The sequence below is a fragment of the Aurantimonas sp. E1-2-R+4 genome (assembly GCF_036549515.1).
GTDB classification, from domain to species: Bacteria; Pseudomonadota; Alphaproteobacteria; order Rhizobiales; family Rhizobiaceae; genus Aurantimonas; species Aurantimonas coralicida_A.
Window position 1 is genome coordinate 1 of the sequence record NZ_JAZHLK010000043.1, and the last position, 17023, is coordinate 17023.

Consider the following 17023-nt stretch of genomic DNA (forward strand, 5'->3'; position numbering starts at 1 on the left):
TATCTTTCTTCATGGCGTTGCTCTCCTCAGTGGAATCGGCACCCCGAGCCTAACGGCTCAAGGCGGGCAACGCCGCCCACTTCAGAGTTTCAACAGAGACCGGGACATTCCCCCTCCCCCTTAATCAAGGAGTCCGCAAACACTATGACGGGGTGGATATTAAATCGGCGTTTCGTTGGCAAACATCAAGCGGCTGCGTTGGCTGGTCGCCAACCGATTCCCATGTCGATGTGACTGATCGATACCCCTCGGGGCGCTTTGCGAAATCCGCGTCAGCCTGTCGCAAGCTGGGGCCGGGCGGCGCCGGCTGCGGTGGCGATTGCGTCGACGAGATCGCCATAGCCGACAAAGCGCCGCTCGTGCGCGAGCCCGAGACGATCGGCGATCGCGCGGGCGCGGGCATCGATCTCGGCGTCGTCGGTCTGGGCGATGTGGACGACGCGCTCGTAATTGCCGAACAGCATCGCCGTCATTTCGGGATAACGGTCGAGGCGAAACGGCTTGGCGATGAACGCGTCGAACTGACGGGCGAGAAAATCGGTAAGCCAGAAGGTGGTCATGTTGGCATCGCCTTCGGCGGCGAAGCGGTCATTGCCGAGGAAAAAGGAATAGCAATGCGGGCCGGCGATGCGCTCGACGCCCTGGCGTTCGCAGACCGCGTCTAGATGACCGCCAGTGCCGCAATCGGCATAGGCGATAAAAATCCTGGACGCGCCCCGGCTGCGGGCCTTGAGTATGGCTGCTTCGACGGCCGGCGCGATCTTTTTCGGCGCGTTGTGGAGAACGGCCGGCAGGCAGGTGAGATCGACATGGTCGAGGCCGTTGGCAGCGAGGATGGCGACAATCTCCCGCGCGATGGCGCCGCAGGCGATGACCGTGAGCCGCTCGACATTGTCACGGGCGGGCGGGGCGGAGTGGTCGGGGCCGTCGAACATCAGCCTTCCAAATGAAAATGTCGCGAGAGAGCGGAACCGGCGTAAGTCTCAGCCGTTTTTCCGTCACATTCTCGAAACGGAGAGAACAGCATGGCCCACCGCATCGCAATATTGTCCGGGGTTCTCGTCGGGGCGCTTCTGCTGTCCGCTTGCGCCAACACCGTGCGCGGGGTTGGCCGCGACCTTGGCAACACCGTCGACGCCACCGGGGCCGCTGTCAGGGACGTCGCGCAATAGGCAGTCGACCAGCGCGGCGTTGAACCGGCGCGGGGCCTTCGGGAAGCCGCGCCGTTCTCATGGGCGCAGCGAGGGGGAGGCGGCAAGATATCCGTCTTGGACACAGCCCGACCGCTGCGCGTCGCGTCAGCGTCGGAACTGGGAGAGGGGTGGATGACCCGGGTCATGCTCGCCGGAGCTGATTGTGCTTGCGGGCCATCAGATCTTTGGCGATCTCGACCGTGATCGCCGCATCGCGGCAATAGGCGTCGGCGCCGACCTGATTGGCGAAATCCTCGTTCAACGGCGCGCCGCCGACAAGGACGATATAGTCGTCGCGCCGGCCCTTCTGGACCAACGTATCGATCACCACCTTCATGTAGGGCATCGTCGTCGTCAGCAGCGCCGACATGCCGAGGAATTCCGGCTGGTGCTCGTCGAGCGCGGCGAGGTACTTGTCGACGTCGATGTTGATGCCGAGGTCGACGATCTCGAAGCCGGCGCCCTCCATCATCATGCCGACGAGGTTCTTGCCGATGTCGTGGATGTCGCCCTTGACGGTACCGATGACCATCTTGCCCTGTTTCGGCGCACCGGTCTCGACCAGCAGCGGCCGCAGAATCTTCATTCCGGCCTTCATGGCATTGGCCGAGAGAAGCACCTCAGGCACGAACAGGATGCCGTCGCGAAAATCCTCGCCGACGATCTGCATGCCGCCGACGAGCGCTTTGGTCAGGACGTCGTAGGGCGTCCAGTCCCGTCCGAGGAGGATGTTGGTGCCTTCCTCGATTTCCTCCTTCAGCCCGTCGTAAAGGTCGTCCTTCATCTGGGCGACGAGGTCGTCGTCGGAGAGCTCGGCCAGTACGATCTCGTCGTTATCCGCCATGATGGCACTCCTCACCAGCGGCCTCTCCCAAGGCCTTATTAGGGAACGGTGTCGGCGCATGTCGGGCGCTTCGCACCGCATCACGATCGAGAGTAGGGCAAAGGGCGGTAAACAAATCTTCCGGCTGCGACATTGCCGATGCCGAAAACGACGTCCGCGCCACGGATACGCTTGCTGATCCAGCCCGGCGACTGTCCTTCGCGCGTCACCGATCTTCGCATCCGGAACGGCGAGCTGGATTTGTCCTTTTACAATCGGCTGTGATTGCCGCGTATGCTCGCGGGAGGATGTCGGCGCGGGAGGGTGCAGAGCCCGGCCGGCGCCAGCGGACAATGCCAGGAGACGACGGATGAGCGACGTGACCGGACAGGCCCCCGAGGCGATGGAAGCCGAGAGCGGTGCGGCGGGCGGACGACGCGGGCGCGGCGGTGGCGGCGGCGCATCGGCACGGCGCGCGGCCCGCACCCAGACCGGCTCGGGGCCAAAGCTTGCCTATATCCGCCGGTCGCTTCCGGAATACGAGGTGCTGGACGAGGAAGGTCTTGCCCTGATCGAGGCGAATGCCGACACGGTGCTTGAGGAGATCGGCATCGAATTTCGCGACGATGCGGAAGCGCTGGCGATGTGGAAGGAAGCGGGCGCCGACGTGTCCGGAGAGCGGGTGCGCTTTCCCAAGGGGCTTTGCCGCGAACTGTTGAAGACAGCGCCGCGGATTTTCACCCAGCACGCCCGCAATCCGGAGAACTCGGTCGAGATCGGCGGCAAGGCCACGGTGTTCGCGCCGGTCTACGGTCCGCCCTTCGTGCGTGACCTCGACGGCGTGCGCCGTTACGCGACCATCGAGGATTTCCGCAACCTCGTGAAGCTCGCCTATATGGCACCGTCGATCCACCATTCGGGCGGCACCGTGTGCGAGCCGGTCGACATTCCGGTGAACAAGCGCCACCTCGACATGGTGCATGCGCACATGACGCTGTCCGACAAGCCCTTCATGGGCTCGGTGACGGCGCCGGAACGGGCCGCCGACACGATCGAGATGTGCCGCATCCTGTTCGGCTCGGACTTCGTCGATCAGAACACCGTTGTCATCAACCTGATCAACGCCAATTCGCCGATGACCTTCGACGGCACCATGCTGGGCGCGCTCAAGGTCTATGCCCGGGCGAACCAGGCCTGCATCGTCACGCCCTTCATCCTGGCCGGGGCCATGAGCCCGGTGACGGTCGCCGGCACCTTGACGCAGGTGCTCGCCGAGGTGCTGGCGGGCGCCGCCTTCACCCAGCTTTGCCGGCCGGGCGCGCCGGTCGTGTTCGGTACCTTCGCCTCGTCGATCTCGATGCAGTCCGGCGCGCCGACCTTCGGATCGCCGGAGCCGGCGCTGGTCTCCTATGGCGCGGCGCAGCTCGCGCGCCGGCTCGGCCTGCCGTTCCGTACCGGTGGGTCGCTCTGCGCCTCCAAGGTGCCGGATGCCCAGGCAGCCTACGAGAGCGCCAACACGCTGAACTCGACGGTGCTGGCGGGCACCAACTTCGTGCTGCACGCTGCCGGCTGGCTCGAGGGCGGGCTGGCAGCCTGCTACGAGAAATTCGTCATGGATTGCGATCAGCTCGGCATGATGCAGGCAATGGCGCGCGGGGTCGACTTGTCCGAAAACGGCCAGGCCATGTCGGCGATCCGCGAGGTCGGGCCGGGCAGCCATTATCTCGGCTGCCAGCACACCCAGGACAATTTTCAGACGGCGTTCTATCGCTCGTCCATCGCCGACAACAATTCCTTCGAGCAGTGGTCGGCCGAGGGCGCGTTGCGCGCCGAGAACCGGGCCAACCAGCTTTGCCGGCGCTGGCTCGATGCCTATGAGGCGCCCGCGCTCGATCCCGGCGTCGCCGAGGCGCTTTCCGGCTTCATCGCCAAGCGCAAGGAGTCCGAGCCCGACGCCTTTGCCTGAAAGGGACAGGCGGACCCGGCCGCCGCAAGCGAAGCGAACGCCGCCGCGAAAGTCGGCGCGACGATCCACAGTGCGGTTTGGAAGGGGCTGCAGAGCTGATTTGGGCCCGCCTTATCCATGCTTATACAAGCTCACACGGAACGGTTGCGATGAACCGTTGATCGGTTATGTTCGTCGGGCGGCAAGCTGACCGGGCGGCTCCAGGGATCTCGGTGAACAAGCGTTTCCTTCTGCTGGGCTAGCCGTACGTGCATCATCTTCTCGCGATATCCGTTGTCAGTCTTGCGGCCGGATGCCGGCTTCTCACCGCCTTTATCGGTTTGGTGGCGACGGTATTTGGACCCGAGTCAACCGGTCAGCGATGATCGCGCCGTCTACGCACTCCTGCTTGCCTATGTTGTCTTTGCCATTGGTCTTGTGGTGGTGTCGCGACGGATTGAAAGCGCCAGATATCCCGCGTTGATCGTCCATGCCATCGATATCGCCGTGCTGGCAACGTTGATGCAGTTTACCGAAGGATCGACGAGCCCGTTTTTTCTGTTTTTCACGTTCCTGCTTTTCAGTTCGATGCTCCACTGGAACTGGGTGGGCGCCTTGGCCACGACGGCGGTTCTTGTCGGGATCCTGTTTGTCACCTGGATATCTGGTGTCGAATCCTCCGGTGCCGATCTGGAGGTGCAGAGGATCGTCATACGAGCCGGTTATCTGCTTGTGACGGGAGGTATTCTTGCCGTCCTGGGCGCTCAACGGGAGGGTCAACGTCGGCGCGTCGCCGACCTCGCCAATTGGCCCCTGGAGATGCAAACGAAAGATGACCTTCCGGCACTGGAACACACCCTTGCCCATGCTGCGCATGTACTTCAGGCCAACGAGGTGGTGGTCGTCTGGAGCAGTGAGTACGAGCCCTATCTCTTCACCGTCTCCTGGAGCGAAGATCACCTAAATGCCGCGCGCTCCGGACCAGCGGGGGATGCCTTGCTTTCCGTCGAGGTGACACGCCCGATGGTCGTGGTCGAGCGCGCGGGAGAAAATGTTCTTGTCCTGCTGGATGAAAGCGGAAACCGTTTCAATGCTCGGATCGAATCGCAGGCCCTCCAAGGGTTGCGGCTGCACGGCGGCGTCGTTGCTCCGATCGCGACGAGAAATGTAGCTGGACTCGTTTTTCTCTGCATCCATCATCCGGTTATCGAGACGCTTCCGCTAGCCGCCATCGTGGCAACTCGGATTGCCACGGAACTGGAGCACGATCTCCTGCAGAAACGGCTAGTGGAAACGGCGGCGACCCAGGCGCGACGCAGCCTCGCCCAAGACCTTCATGACGGACTTCTGCAAAATCTGACGGCGATCGGGCTGCACATGAAAGCCATGGAAGAACAGGTCCCACCCGGCCTGCGCCAGGTCATGTCGAAATTGCAGCGTGATCTTGCCGCCCAACAGCAAAATGTCCGCAATTTCGTCTCGGGGGCTGAGCGGCTGGATAATCGTGCAGGGGCCCCAGCCCCGATTTCGGAACGTCTCGAGGCCTTTATCTCCGAACTCGAGCAGCGCTGGTCCGTGACAGTCCATCGCCAGGTCCCGCAGCAGTTGACGATTTCGCGGCCAATCGTGCACGGGCTTGAGTTCATCATTGGTGAGGCGGCGGCGAATGCCGTCAGGCATGGTGCGGCGAAGACGCTTTCTGTCAGCCTGCACCCGGTGGCGCAGCGCCTCTACGTCGAGATCGTGGACGACGGATCGGGCTTCGGCGTATTCCAGGGGACACGGGACGATTCGACGCTTGAGGCTTCGGGGCTCGGGCCGCGTTCCATCATGCGGCGGGCCACGAACCTGGGCGGGCGCGTGACGGTGTCGAGCAGCGACCGGGGCGTCTCTCTCCAGATTTCACTTCCCCTGGAAACGTCATGACACGGCGCACGGTCGTCATCGCGGATGATCATCCGCTTGTTCTCGACGGGCTGTCGAACCTGATCGATCGATCCGGTCGGTTCGAGGTGATTGCCGCGTTCTCTGACGGGCTTCTGGCCTGCGAAGCCATATTGCAATTGTCCCCGGACCTTGCCGTTCTTGACGTGGCAATGCCGATGATGGGGGGCATCGAGGTGTTGTGGAACATCCGGGCGAGCCGTTCGCCGACCCGTGTGGTCTTGCTAACGGCATCGATGCGGGATGAGCAGTTGCTCGACGCGGTGGCAGCCGGTCTGCATGGTCTGGTCCTGAAGGAGACGGCGCCCGAGCTCCTGATCAGGGTGATGATTGATGTCGCCGCCGGACGAAAGCATTTGCCTCAAGCTTGGATACGGGCGGCCACGAAACGCGAAGATGCCCGCCGACAGGAACCGCAACAGCGGTTGCCACAGCTGACCGCCTCCGAACACAAGATCGCGAGACTGGTGGCGTCGGGGCTTTCGAACAAGGAAATCGCATCTTCGCTCGGCATATCGAGCGCGACGGTCAAGAACCACCTTCACAACGCTTATCAGAAGCTCGGGGTCACCAACCGGACCGCCTTGGCGTCCGCCCTGATGCGCGTTGCGGGTGGATAGGGGGGAGTGGGCCGACCACTCAGTAAGGGCCAGCCCACTTCAAGATGCGACTAGCGGTTCGCGCCCGGCGCGTCCGTCGTCTCGGTGCTGCTGCTGATCTCGGTCTCAGTGCAGTTGTTGCAGGTGTCGCTGCTGCCGTCGACATAGGAATCGACCTGCCCCTTCGGGCCGTTGACCTCGGTTACCGTGGTGGTGGTATCGGTCCGCACGCCTTGGCTGGCAGCCGCATGGGCGTTCGGCGGTGACTTGTCGCTCATGCCCATGAAGGATTCGGTGGTCGTAGTGGTCATGGTTTCGGTCACGAAACCACCCTGTCCGCCGGGATTGGTGCCGGAGCCGGGTTGCCCGCCTTTGGGGGCGGCAAAGGCCGCACCGCTTGCTGCGAGGAAAACCGCTGCCGTGCAGGCCAATGCAAAACGTTTCATATTAGTAACCCCTGTATGTAGGAAACCGATCTTTGTCTTGCCGGTTAATGTTTTCTTAATATAGTTGGAGGGGCATCGCGAACATGGACCGGATGGTCTAGAAGAACAGTCGGATGAGGAAAAATCCGCTGACCATTTTTATATAAAGAACGGGTTGCGGCAGACCGTCATTTCCCGACGACATGGCAAACTGGATCACCCAAACTGCTTGATAAAACCGCTGGCTAGGCCCTGCGGTGCCTGCAATCCGCTCAAGACCCGAAGAGGCGGGCCAGCACGGCGACGACGTTGGCCTGTCGGGTGACGCCAAGCTTGGAGCGGATCTGTTTGAGGTGCGACCGCGCGGTGTGTTCGGACAGTCCTTCGCGTCTGGCATAGGCGATGACGCTTTCGCCCTCGAGGAGCGCGACGGCGAGACGCGACTCCGCCGGGGTCAGGCCGGTGGCGGCGCGCACGGTGTCGGCGGTGGGTGCCTGCCAGGAAGCTCGATCCTGAACCGTCAGAACGCCCATCCGATTGGCGTCCTTGCCCGTTGGTGAAACGAAGGCGCGCACGATCAGCGGCCGCGCATTGCCCGGCCGACGGAGCCCGATTGGGCGCGGAAGTTCGAAGTTGAGCCCCGCGGCGACCCGAAGCGTCCGGGTCATCATGTCGAACAGAACCGGTCGAGAATCCCGATGCGAGGCCCTCAAGACCCCACGGGTCAGTTCGAGCCCGTCCTTGATCGCGACGATCGCGCGTGCTGGTGCATTCATGTGAAGGACGAAACCGGCGTGGTCGAAAATGATGACGCCGTCGTCGAGGCCGTCCAGGGCGGCAACGATACCGTCGTCGCCGAGGGTTCTGGCTGACACGAGGGCCTGCAATTCGACCACGCGGCAGATGTGAGGACCCAGGACTTCCAGGAGCCGGGTTTCCTCTGGGGTGAAGTCGCCTTTGCTGGCCCGGCGCTGAATTGTCGGTGCGGTAATGCCTCCCAGATGCTCAAGCACCAGGATGCCGGCGTTCCAGCATTCGGGAAATAGCCGGTAGAATTCGTTGTGCACCGGACACTGGGCGATTTCCTGGGCGGTCATCACGTCGCCAGTATGGATCAGGCCTCGACGCCGTTGCGACACGATCCGCTGAAGGCGCAGATCCTTGTCGGCGAAATCCTGGGCGAACATGAGCAGGCCTTCCGGGTCGAAGGGTGCCGAGTCGTGGTGAAAGGATCCGTCGTGTCCGACGGAGTTGAATGTGAAGCGATCCGCCCCGGTTGCCGCCGCGACCCGGCCCATTGCGTCGGCCCAGGAGTTGGAGCCGTCGATGCTTCCGTAAAGACAGGAGAGGGTGTCTTCAACGACCGATGCGCTGGCAGCCATGCAATCGTCTCCCTACCGGATCAGTGCGCGTGCGACTTTCCGTCCTGTCCGTGACGATATGCCCTGCTTAGTGAAGACGCAACTCTAGGGAAATTCGGCAAATGATTAGAAAATAAGTGCTTTCAACTTAAAATATATACGATCCCCCAAATGGGGGATGTGCTTTAGCCGGAGCGGGTAAAGCATGAACGCGCGGGTGCCAGGTCTTCGGCGTCCAGTCTCGCCGGAGGGTACGCCTGATCCTGGATCATTGAGGGAGGGCACCGTCATGCCATTCTTTGCTGTCCTCGCGATCTGCTTGAACTCGACGCCGGTCGAAAAATGCCGAGAGGCGACATCGGTGCATAGGGTGACGATCGCCGAGCCCGATATGGCCTTGCCGGCTGCATGCGCGCTGGAATGATCGCAGCCGTCAGGTCGCGACTCCTGCGGGGCGGGGATTATCCCAAAATATTCTGCCGACCCTTGGCGGCGACGGAGGAAGTGGCGACTCGGGAGCGGTAGCAGCCCGTACCGATGTCAGCCGCGGCGGCCGCGACGACCGCGCGTGGACGCGGTGCTGTTCGTTGCCGCGTCGGATGCCTGTTTGTTGACCAACGGCCCGACGGTGTCGACGATCTCTTCCACCGTCGGTCGCGGTCGCCGGCTGTGGGTGTCGATGGCATGGCGCATGGCGCCGAGGTGATGGGGGGAGGTGCCGCAGCAGCCGCCGATGATGCGGGCGCCGACATCGATCGCAAGGCGCGTATAATCGGCCATCTGCTCGGGCGTTCCGGAATAGACCGTCTGGCCATCGACGAAGCGCGGGATGCCGCAATTGGCCTTGAGGACGACTGCGGCGTCGCTGTCGCCGGTGCCCAGTTCCAGACCCGTGGCCAGCATGTCGGAGGCGCCGACGCCGCAATTGGCTCCGATCGCCAGGGGCGTTTCGGCAAGGCCCTCGACCGATTTGTAGAAATCTTTCGGGTGGATGCCCATCATGGTCCGGCCGGCGCTGTCGAAGGAACCGGTGAAGACATAGGGCATAGCGCAGGCGACGGCCGCCTCGGCGGCGGCGCGAACCTCTTCGGCCGCCGACATGGTCTCGATCCACGCGACGTCGGCGCCACCCTCCTTCAGGCCGGCGATCTGCTCGCGGAAGGTCTCGACCGCGTCCTCATAGGACAGATTGCCGAGCGGGGCGAAGATCTCGCCGGTCGGACCGACCGACCCGGCGACAATGACCGGCCGGCCGGCCCCGTCGGCAACCGCGCGGGCGATCTCTGCGGCCTTGCGGTTGAGGTCATGGGTGCGATCCGCCGCCTCATGCAGCTTCAGCCGGTGGCGGTTGGCTCCGAAGGAGCAGGTGAGAATGATGTCGGCGCCGTTGTCCACAAAGGCTTGATGAAGCGCCGTGATCCGCTCCGGGTGGCTCTCCAGCCACATTTCCGGGGCCTCGCCGGATTCGAGGCCCACCTCGAAGAGGTTAGTCCCCGTAGCGCCGTCGGCGAGGAGGACGCCTTTTTCCGCGAGCAGGCGGCTGAGCGGATCGGACATGGATGCCTCTTCGTCACGGATCGGAGGGGTCGCCTTTCGGCGATGCGCCACGCGAAGATGGTAACGCCCCCATCCCCTGCGAAGCGAGCTCTATCATGTCAAGCGCGACCTGCATGCCCTCCCCGTCGCGGGGGAAGAGGGGCGCGGTCTGCTGCCCTTGGGGAGACATTTCCACAGCTAAGTCGTTCCTACGGCATCAATTTTCCCGGCAAGCTCTACCAAAGCCACATTTCGTAAGGATAGCTGGTATTTGAGACGAATCACCGTCGCGCGAACTTGCGCCGCGGTGGAAATGGAAGACGGGGAAATGATGTTTGATCGCGCACCCAAGCGGCTTGACCAAGCGGATATGGTCTATGCCGCGGTTCAAGCTCTTTACGCGGAGGGCTACACCCCAGTGCAGATCGAGGACGCCCTGATTCGACAGGCGCCCACGGATCTCGACCTGCTTGCCGAATGCTACCAGTTGCTGTTTGGCGCCGACGACCGACAGCAGACGATCGCCGATCAGGCAGCCTGACGGCCCGCACCGCCGCGTCAGCGCGATAGCCGACGCAGCGGCGCTATGAATGTGGCGCGCGAAGGTGCGGGGGCCTCAGCTCAGCTCGGTCGCGTCGAGCGCGTCCTTGAGTACCGGCGTCACCATCGCAGCCATCAAACCGCGCATGGTCAGCGTGCCAATCGACGCGCCGCTGCCGTTGACGACATGCGCATTGGTGACGCCTTCCTCGCTCATCCGCCGGGCGGCGTCCTCGAGAATGGTACCCTTCTCGACCGGCAGGCTGCCGCCTACCGGAGTCTCTCCTTCCGCGGGAGCCGGGTCCATGACCGTTTCCACCTGGACGACTCGTCCCCGGTTCACTTCGCGGACGAAGGACGAGATGTAGTCGTCGGCCGGCTTCAAGACGATTTCCTGCCCGGTGCCCTGCTGGATGATCTCACCGTCTCTCAGAATCGCGATGCGCTCGCCCAGGCGCAGCGCCTCGTCGAGGTCGTGGGTGATGAAGACGATGGTCTTGTGAAGCTCTGCCTGCAGGTCGAGCAGCACCGATTGCATGTCATTACGGATCAACGGATCGAGCGCCGAAAAGGCTTCATCCATTAGTAGGATGTCGGCGTCGGTCGCGAGCGCGCGGGCGAGGCCGACCCGCTGCTGCATGCCGCCCGAGAGCTGGGCCGGATAATTGTCCTCGTAGCCCTTCAGGCCCACCCGCTCGATCCAGCGCATGGAGCCGGAGTGCTGCTCGGCCTTTGACTTGCCCATGACGTGCAGGCCGTAGCCGACATTGTCGATGACCGTCTTGTGCGGCAACAGGCCGAAGCGCTGAAACACCATGGAGATCTTGTGGCGGCGGAAATCCTGCAACCGCTTGTCGGTCATGGCGAGAACGTCCTCGCCGTCGATCAGGATCTCGCCGCTTGACGGTTCGATCAACCGGTTGATATGCCGGATCAACGTGGATTTTCCCGAACCCGATAGCCCCATAACGACCTGGATCCCGCCCGCGAGCATGTCCATGTTGATATCCTTGAGGCCAAGGACATGGGAATGCTGATCGAGCAGGTCGGACTTCGTCATTCCCTGGCGGACCTTCTCCACCATGGCTTTGTCGTTCGGACCGAACACCTTGTAGAGATTGCGGATCTTGATGGCGACATCAGCCATGGGCGGCCTCCCGGTGACGTTGGAGGCGCTTGCCATAGGCCTGGCTCGCGCGGTCGAAGATGATGGCGATGGCCACAATGGCCATGCCGTTCAGCACCCCTTGGGTGAAGTACTGGTTGGTAATTGCCTGCAGTACCGGCTGTCCAAGCCCACGCACGCCGATAAGCGAGGCGACGACAACCATGGCGAGGGCCATCATGATGGTCTGGTTGATGCCGGCCATGATGGTCGGCAGGGCCAGAGGTAGCTGCACCTGGGTGAGCCTTTGCCAGTTCGACGAGCCGAAGGCGTTGGCGGCCTCGAGTACTTCCTTGTCGACAAGCCGGATGCCGAGATTGGTCAATCGGATGATCGGCGGCATGGCGTAGATCACCACGACGATCAGACCGGGGATCAAGCCGATACCCAGCAGCATGACGATGGGGATGAGATAGACGAAGGACGGCATCGTCTGCATCACGTCGAGGATCGGATTGAGGACCGACTGGACCTTGTCGGAGCGCGACATGAGGATGCCGATGGGCAGGCCGACGACGATCGACATCAACGTGCACACCACGATGATCGACAGCGTGCGCATGGTGTCTTCCCACATGCCGAAGATGCCGATCAGCATCAGGGCAATAAAGGTGCCTGCGGTGATCCCCTTGGAGCGGCTGGCGAACCAGACGATGGCAACGAGGACGGCGATGACGATCCACCAGGGCGTCTGGAGAAGCAGCTTCTCGAACCAAAGGAGAAAATCGAGAAGCGGTCGGAACAAGGCCTCGATGTCGTTGCCGAACGCGCGCGAAAACGCGCGATATTGTTGATCGATCGCCCGCGACATGAGCCGCAGATTGCGCCCCCCGATCTGGGGAAATTCCGTCAGCCAGTCCAAATGTCAGGTCTCCTCGACGTCCGCTTCCAGCCCCGGCGTTCAACGGCCAATCATGGCCCACTCTTGGGTAGGCGCGGATTCATCCTTGGTTACAAAAAAAACGGCCGCGGCGACGCCGCAGCCGTCATGTTTCATCGATCGGGACGGCTCAAGGCGTCGTGACCGAGAGCGGTAAGCCACCGGCTATCGCACGCCCGAACTGCCACCGATCGCGTCAAGATCAAAGCGCTTCCTTGATCTTTTCCGCTGCTTCCGGCGAAACCCATTTCGTCCAGATATCCGCGTTGTTCTCGAGGAAATAGAACGCCGTGTCCTCGCCGGTCGCCTGCTGATCTTCCTTCCAGGCCAGCAGCTTGTTGACGGTCGCGTTATCCCACGAGCGGGTGTTGAGATACTCCGCCGCGGCCTCGGATTCCTTGGCCACATTCGGGGTCACGATCGTGAAGACCTCGGATTTGGTCCAGGCGTTGATCTTCGGATCGGCGCAATCGGCAACCGTAGTGCACTTGGTCCACTCCTCCGGGTCGTGCTCGGCGTCGAAGGCCAGCTTCGTCATCGGGTATTTGCCGAGGATGGCGGTCGGCGCCCAATAGTAGCCGAACCATGGCTCCTTGTTCTCGTAGGCCTTGGCGATCGAGCCATCGAGCCCGGCGGCCGAACCGGTATCGATCAGTACAAAGCCCTTTTCCTCGCCCTCATAGGCGCGGAAGAGGTTGGCTGTGGTGATCTGGCAACCCCAACCCGATGGACAGTTGTAGAAGGCACCCTTGGACGGATCCTCGGTCGACGGGAAGAGATCGGGACGTGCGAGCGCGTCGGCGACCGTTTTGATGTCAGGATGCGCCTCGGCGAAGTAGGACGGAACCCACCAGCCTTCCTCGCCGCCATCCGACAGCGCTTCGGCCGCGAATACGACGGTGCCTTCCTCGACCGCCTTGTCGATCTGATCGCGGAACTGATTGACCCACATTTCCGGCGCGACGTCCGGCTCCTGCTTTTCCGTCATCGATGCGAAAGTGGGCATCGTGTCGCCGGGCAGCAGGCGTGTTTTGCAGCCGTATCCTTCCGAGAGGACGAACTGATCGATCGCGGCCAGCACCTCCGCCGACGCCCAGTTCATGTTTGAAATCGTCAATTCGCAGCTTTCCTGCGCCGATGCGCCCGGTGCGAAACCGAATAGGGCGGCTGCGAGAAAGGTGGAGGCGAGAAGTGATTTCATAAGAATTCCTTATTTATTGGGTTTTTCCGAGTATCGTCAGTGACATTTACATTCGCACTCGCGCTCCGCGCGGCGAAGTGGCACGATCCAGCCGGACGATTACATTCGAAAGCGGTCCGCTCCCAGTGCGTTCCATCGCGGAAACTAGAGGGTTCGGGCCTTGAATCCAACATTTTTTTTGGCCGCGGGGCTAAATAGGGCCGCGCGAGCTTGGCGCAGACCCGTTCAGGACGGGGCGGGTGGCCCAAGCGAGACGTGCCGAATCGTGGCGTCGCGGCGACCATGTGACGGGTTCCGTCGCAGCCGTGAGGAAGAGGCTGCCAACCGTCTGTGGTTGCGGAAACCCTAAAGCGAAGCGGCGCCAGCTCCCGGATTCGACCCATTTCATCGCTGAGGGCGACGCAATAACCGAACGGTAACGCTTACGGCTTACCAACGGATTCGACGCAAGAAGCGCCGCGACCCCGGATAAGGTTTTGCGTACCGGGAAAGCGACCGCGTTCTTGCCGGTCGTCCGTGATAGAGCGGTCGCGCCTTTCTATAAAAGATTGGCAAGTTGGCCCCGCTGTTTCGCCCAGGGGTCCCGATTTTCCGTCACCATCTCGAAACAGACCGCCTCTCCTCGGGCCGGATTACACGTGCGCTGGCACCAAATTTTCCACCTCATGGGGCCGGAAGGGCTTGGAAATCCGCGGGACGGCGGCGAGCTGCGCCGGCAGCTGATCCAGACTGCTGGAGATAAAGCAGAACGGCACATTATTGCGGAGCAGGATCTGCGCGATCGGAAGCGACGTCTCGCCGCAAGGGCCGAGGACAACGTCGAGCATTGCGAAATCGAGGCCTTCGTTCACGTAGGCGAGGGCATCCGCGACGGTCGCTGCATGAAGAATCTCGGCATCGATTTTTTCCAGCACGATCCCTTCGAGGTCGATGGCGATGATGGGTTCATCTTCGAGAATTAGAATCTTCATGGACGTGACCCTTCGCGTTCTCTCTCCAATGTTCCAGCAGCGCCGTGGTTGCGCTGATTGTGAATATTTTTAGTATTGTTCTCATTATCAACTAACTGTTAACTATGAATTCCCCGCCTGTCATAGAAAAACCCGGTGGCGGACGAGTCAAAGTCCCGGTGGGCCGTTGCGGTCATAGAATCAGACTTGATTGGCATGAACAGTCTTGGTCGCCGCGCTGCAGCCTTGCGGGGGCGGCGCCGCCTGCTTGGTCATGGCGCCAGCACGCGCGCGTCGAGAGAGGCGCAGGCGTCAGGAGGCGTGGTTAGCCCGCTGCAGCACCGGAACGTCTGACGGGCTTTCCGCGACGTTGTGCCGGAAGCGCGTCAGGATCTCGGCCGCCGCCTGGTCGGCGGGCATCGGTCGGCCGAAGAAATAACCTTGCAGCTGATCGCAGCCCAGGCTTTTCATCAGCGCCACTTGAGCCTCGGTCTCCACTCCCTCGGTGGTAACCTTCATCTTCAGGTGGTGGGCCATGGAGACGATGGTCTCGAGAAGCCGGGAGACGTTCGGTTCGCCGTTTTCCAGGGCGACCATGAAGGATTGGTCGATCTTCAGCTTGTCGAATGGGAAGCGCCACAGGTAGCCGAGTGAGGAATAACCGGTGCCGAAATCGTCCATGTCGATGGATATCCCGAGCGCCCTCAATTCACGGAGCTGCGCGAGAATGTCGTCGGAGCGGTCGAGCAACAGAGACTCCACGACCTCGATCTCAAGCCTCTTTCCGCTGATGTTGGCCTCTCGGAGAGCCGTTTCGACGATTCTCACCAGATCGCCGTCGCCGAATTGGACCGGGCTGAGGTTGACCGAGACGAAAAGATCCTGCGGCCACTGGGCGATCTGGCGGGTGGCCTCACGGATGACCCAGGTGCCGATCGCCTTTATGTAGCCGCGCGCTTCGGCGATGGGCACGAAAACGGAGGGAGAGATGTATTCGCCGTTCTCGTCACGCAAGCGCAGGAGCGCCTCGAAGCCGAGCAGGCGCGAGCCGTCGCCATTGACAATCGGTTGATAGAAAAGTTCGAAGCTCTCATTCTCGACCGCCGCGCGCACCAACGCCTCGACATAACGGCGATGGTGCATCGCCTCGTCCATCGCGGGTTCGAAAAAGACGAGGTTGCGACTTTTATCGGTTTTGTGGTGCAGGTGCGCGATTTCGGCGTGTTTGACCAGCTCGGAGTGGGTGCGCCCGTCCTCCGGCACCATGGCGCAGCCGATCGAGACCCTGGGCTTGACGATTTCGCCCGCGAGTTCGACGGGCTCGCAAACCGCGTCGAAAATGCGTTTGGCCAGTGCCGCAATGTCCTCGATCGAGGTGATGCGTCGGCGTAGAACCGCGAAGTCGTCCGCTCCGATGCGGCCGATGAGATCGCTGGGATCGACGACCGCGGCAAGGCGGGCCGCAACCACCGTCAGTAGTTCGTCTCCGCTGTTTTGGCCAAGCCGGTCGTTGATCTCGGAGAGTTCGTCAAGATCGACGTAGAGATAGCCCATCCGCTCGCGCGTCGCCCGCACGGTAGCCAGAACACGGTCGGTTTCCTCCTGCATTCGCCTGCGGTTCAAGAGGTTGGTCAAGGCGTCGTAATTGGCCAGGAAGTCGATGCGGTCGGCGGCCTCGGCGATCTTGCGTTTGCGGCGCAGGTAGAGCAGCAAAGGCAGTCCGGTTGCCATGAACAGGATGAGCAGCAATGACACCGAGGCACGGGCAAGCGTGGCTTTGAACGCATAGCGTTGGGCGATCATGTCGGCCACGACGGAAACGTAGCCGATCGTCTTTTCATTCCGAATCAGCGGGGTCAGGAACGAAGGATTGGTGGTTCGGTCATCTTGGACGATCGACCACGCGCCGGGCTTCGTTAGCGTGGTTTTTGAAAGTCGGTCACCCGAGCTGATGCCACCGGGCCGATCGCGCAGCAACCAGTCGTAGCGATCGGAACGGGATCGGTACACCTCCTGACCGTTGCGGTCGAAAACGGCGAAGCTTTCGATTCCCGCCAGGCCCGCGATCTTGCGGATCGATGTCTCTGCGTCAGGGGTGCGGGCGATACCGGTCAAAAACGCGTCGACATGGCCTCCCGGCCCCAGCAGAAGGCGCGCGAACTCCGCACCGCGGGCGCGTGCACCCGTTTCGACGAGCTCACCGACAGTCGCTCCGCCGATCATGAACACGCTCGTGACCACGAACGCGGCGATGATTAATCCGCCGAGCAGGGTCGCGCCGTATCGCTTTATCACGCTGAGTAGCATTGCCATCCGCATCAAAGTTCAGGCGCAACGCTAGAACGAAGGTGTAAACAATTGTCGAATTCAGCTTTGGCAGAGGGCCGTTGCAGCCATTTCTCGCCGCCTCGCGTGCCATTCGAGAGCCTTTTTTCGAGAAAGAGCGCTGTGCGGCGCCACT

At 62.1% G+C, this 17023-nt stretch carries 15 protein-coding genes; 6 read left to right on the plus strand and 9 right to left on the minus strand.

Translation table 11 applies throughout. The annotated features are described in order from the left end of the window. Positions 1-272: 272 nt before the first annotated feature. Complete coding sequence (locus VQ045_RS16790) at positions 273-935, minus strand: DUF1638 domain-containing protein (protein WP_331830920.1); 663 nt, start codon at positions 933-935, stop codon at positions 273-275. Between the two features lie 90 nt (positions 936-1025). Here VQ045_RS16790 and VQ045_RS16795 point away from each other — a divergent pair, with 90 nt between their 5' ends. Beyond that, positions 1026-1172: a hypothetical protein gene (locus VQ045_RS16795; RefSeq protein WP_327626351.1), complete on the plus strand. Its 147-nt coding sequence runs from the start codon at positions 1026-1028 to the stop codon at positions 1170-1172. 163 nt (positions 1173-1335) lie between these two features. Here VQ045_RS16795 and VQ045_RS16800 read toward each other — a convergent pair whose 3' ends face one another. Further along, the gene (locus VQ045_RS16800; protein ID WP_327626352.1) at positions 1336-2037 is read right to left on the minus strand and encodes a corrinoid protein; all 702 of its coding nucleotides are present in this window, start codon (positions 2035-2037) and stop codon (positions 1336-1338) included. Positions 2038-2419: 382 nt separating this feature from the next. On the opposite strand from VQ045_RS16800, the gene VQ045_RS16805 reads away from it, so the two are divergent. The 3 genes from VQ045_RS16805 to VQ045_RS16815 all read left to right on the plus strand — a co-directional run bounded on the left by VQ045_RS16805 (position 2420) and on the right by VQ045_RS16815 (position 6525). Further along, the gene (locus VQ045_RS16805) at positions 2420-3982 is read left to right on the plus strand and encodes a trimethylamine methyltransferase family protein (protein WP_442879893.1); all 1563 of its coding nucleotides are present in this window, start codon (positions 2420-2422) and stop codon (positions 3980-3982) included. 336 nt (positions 3983-4318) lie between these two features. After that, positions 4319-5887, plus strand: coding sequence for a sensor histidine kinase (locus VQ045_RS16810; protein ID WP_331830922.1), 1569 nt, complete (start codon positions 4319-4321; stop codon positions 5885-5887). Beyond that, positions 5884-6525, plus strand: a complete 642-nt coding sequence (locus VQ045_RS16815) for a response regulator transcription factor (RefSeq protein ID WP_331830924.1) — start codon at positions 5884-5886, stop codon at positions 6523-6525. The genes VQ045_RS16810 and VQ045_RS16815 overlap by 4 nt, the downstream gene beginning before the upstream one ends. 50 nt (positions 6526-6575) lie before the next feature. On the opposite strand, the gene VQ045_RS16820 is transcribed toward VQ045_RS16815, so the two are convergent. From VQ045_RS16820 to bmt, 3 genes are all read right to left on the minus strand, one after another. Continuing rightward, on the minus strand, positions 6576-6950 hold the full coding sequence (locus VQ045_RS16820; protein WP_327648882.1) for a hypothetical protein: 375 nt from the start codon (positions 6948-6950) through the stop codon (positions 6576-6578). A 251-nt stretch (positions 6951-7201) separates the two neighbouring features. Next, positions 7202-8311 (minus strand): helix-turn-helix transcriptional regulator, encoded by a 1110-nt coding sequence (locus tag VQ045_RS16825; RefSeq protein ID WP_327625902.1) that lies wholly within the window; start codon positions 8309-8311, stop codon positions 7202-7204. Between the two features lie 519 nt (positions 8312-8830). After that, the gene (gene bmt, locus VQ045_RS16830) at positions 8831-9847 is read right to left on the minus strand and encodes a betaine--homocysteine S-methyltransferase (protein WP_327625901.1); all 1017 of its coding nucleotides are present in this window, start codon (positions 9845-9847) and stop codon (positions 8831-8833) included. 292 nt (positions 9848-10139) lie between these two features. Between bmt and VQ045_RS16835 the strand changes: the two genes are divergently transcribed. Beyond that, a complete protein-coding gene (locus tag VQ045_RS16835) occupies positions 10140-10367 on the plus strand; it encodes a hypothetical protein (RefSeq protein WP_331830925.1) in 228 nt (75 codons plus the stop codon). Positions 10368-10442: 75 nt separating this feature from the next. Here the strand turns inward: VQ045_RS16835 and VQ045_RS16840 are convergent, their stop codons facing one another. The 3 genes from VQ045_RS16840 to VQ045_RS16850 all read right to left on the minus strand — a co-directional run bounded on the left by VQ045_RS16840 (position 10443) and on the right by VQ045_RS16850 (position 13612). Beyond that, on the minus strand, positions 10443-11513 hold the full coding sequence (locus VQ045_RS16840; RefSeq protein WP_327625899.1) for a quaternary amine ABC transporter ATP-binding protein: 1071 nt from the start codon (positions 11511-11513) through the stop codon (positions 10443-10445). Then, positions 11506-12393, minus strand: a complete 888-nt coding sequence (locus VQ045_RS16845; protein WP_331830926.1) for an ABC transporter permease — start codon at positions 12391-12393, stop codon at positions 11506-11508. The genes VQ045_RS16840 and VQ045_RS16845 overlap by 8 nt, the downstream gene beginning before the upstream one ends. Positions 12394-12613: 220 nt before the next feature. Continuing rightward, positions 12614-13612, minus strand: coding sequence for an ABC transporter substrate-binding protein (locus tag VQ045_RS16850; RefSeq protein WP_327625897.1), 999 nt, complete (start codon positions 13610-13612; stop codon positions 12614-12616). A gap of 476 nt (positions 13613-14088) precedes the next feature. Here VQ045_RS16850 and VQ045_RS16855 point away from each other — a divergent pair, with 476 nt between their 5' ends. Continuing rightward, positions 14089-14574 carry a hypothetical protein gene (locus VQ045_RS16855; RefSeq protein WP_331830927.1) on the plus strand — a complete coding sequence of 162 codons (486 nt, stop codon included), beginning with the start codon at positions 14089-14091 and terminating at the stop codon, positions 14572-14574. Positions 14575-14874: 300 nt separating this feature from the next. On the opposite strand, the gene VQ045_RS16860 is transcribed toward VQ045_RS16855, so the two are convergent. Next, on the minus strand, positions 14875-16869 hold the full coding sequence (locus VQ045_RS16860; protein WP_331830928.1) for a putative bifunctional diguanylate cyclase/phosphodiesterase: 1995 nt from the start codon (positions 16867-16869) through the stop codon (positions 14875-14877). Between the last annotated feature and the right edge of the window lie 154 nt (positions 16870-17023).

What these genes read in the sequence shown, in the direction of transcription:
- VQ045_RS16795 (WP_327626351.1), top strand. Translation starts at nt 1,026, where the DNA reads ATGGCCCACCGCATCGCAATATTGTCCGGGGTTCTCGTCGGGGCGCTT.
- VQ045_RS16790 (WP_331830920.1), bottom strand. Translation starts at nt 935, where the DNA reads ATGTTCGACGGCCCCGACCACTCCGCCCCGCCCGCCCGTGACAATGTC.
- VQ045_RS16825 (WP_327625902.1), bottom strand. Translation starts at nt 8,311, where the DNA reads ATGGCTGCCAGCGCATCGGTCGTTGAAGACACCCTCTCCTGTCTTTAC.
- VQ045_RS16820 (WP_327648882.1), bottom strand. Translation starts at nt 6,950, where the DNA reads ATGAAACGTTTTGCATTGGCCTGCACGGCAGCGGTTTTCCTCGCAGCA.
- VQ045_RS16860 (WP_331830928.1), bottom strand. Translation starts at nt 16,869, where the DNA reads ATGCTACTCAGCGTGATAAAGCGATACGGCGCGACCCTGCTCGGCGGA.
- bmt (WP_327625901.1), bottom strand. Translation starts at nt 9,847, where the DNA reads ATGTCCGATCCGCTCAGCCGCCTGCTCGCGGAAAAAGGCGTCCTCCTC.
- VQ045_RS16835 (WP_331830925.1), top strand. Translation starts at nt 10,140, where the DNA reads ATGGAAGACGGGGAAATGATGTTTGATCGCGCACCCAAGCGGCTTGAC.
- VQ045_RS16805 (WP_442879893.1), top strand. Translation starts at nt 2,420, where the DNA reads ATGGAAGCCGAGAGCGGTGCGGCGGGCGGACGACGCGGGCGCGGCGGT.
- VQ045_RS16815 (WP_331830924.1), top strand. Translation starts at nt 5,884, where the DNA reads ATGACACGGCGCACGGTCGTCATCGCGGATGATCATCCGCTTGTTCTC.
- VQ045_RS16800 (WP_327626352.1), bottom strand. Translation starts at nt 2,037, where the DNA reads ATGGCGGATAACGACGAGATCGTACTGGCCGAGCTCTCCGACGACGAC.
- VQ045_RS16840 (WP_327625899.1), bottom strand. Translation starts at nt 11,513, where the DNA reads ATGGCTGATGTCGCCATCAAGATCCGCAATCTCTACAAGGTGTTCGGT.
- VQ045_RS16850 (WP_327625897.1), bottom strand. Translation starts at nt 13,612, where the DNA reads ATGAAATCACTTCTCGCCTCCACCTTTCTCGCAGCCGCCCTATTCGGT.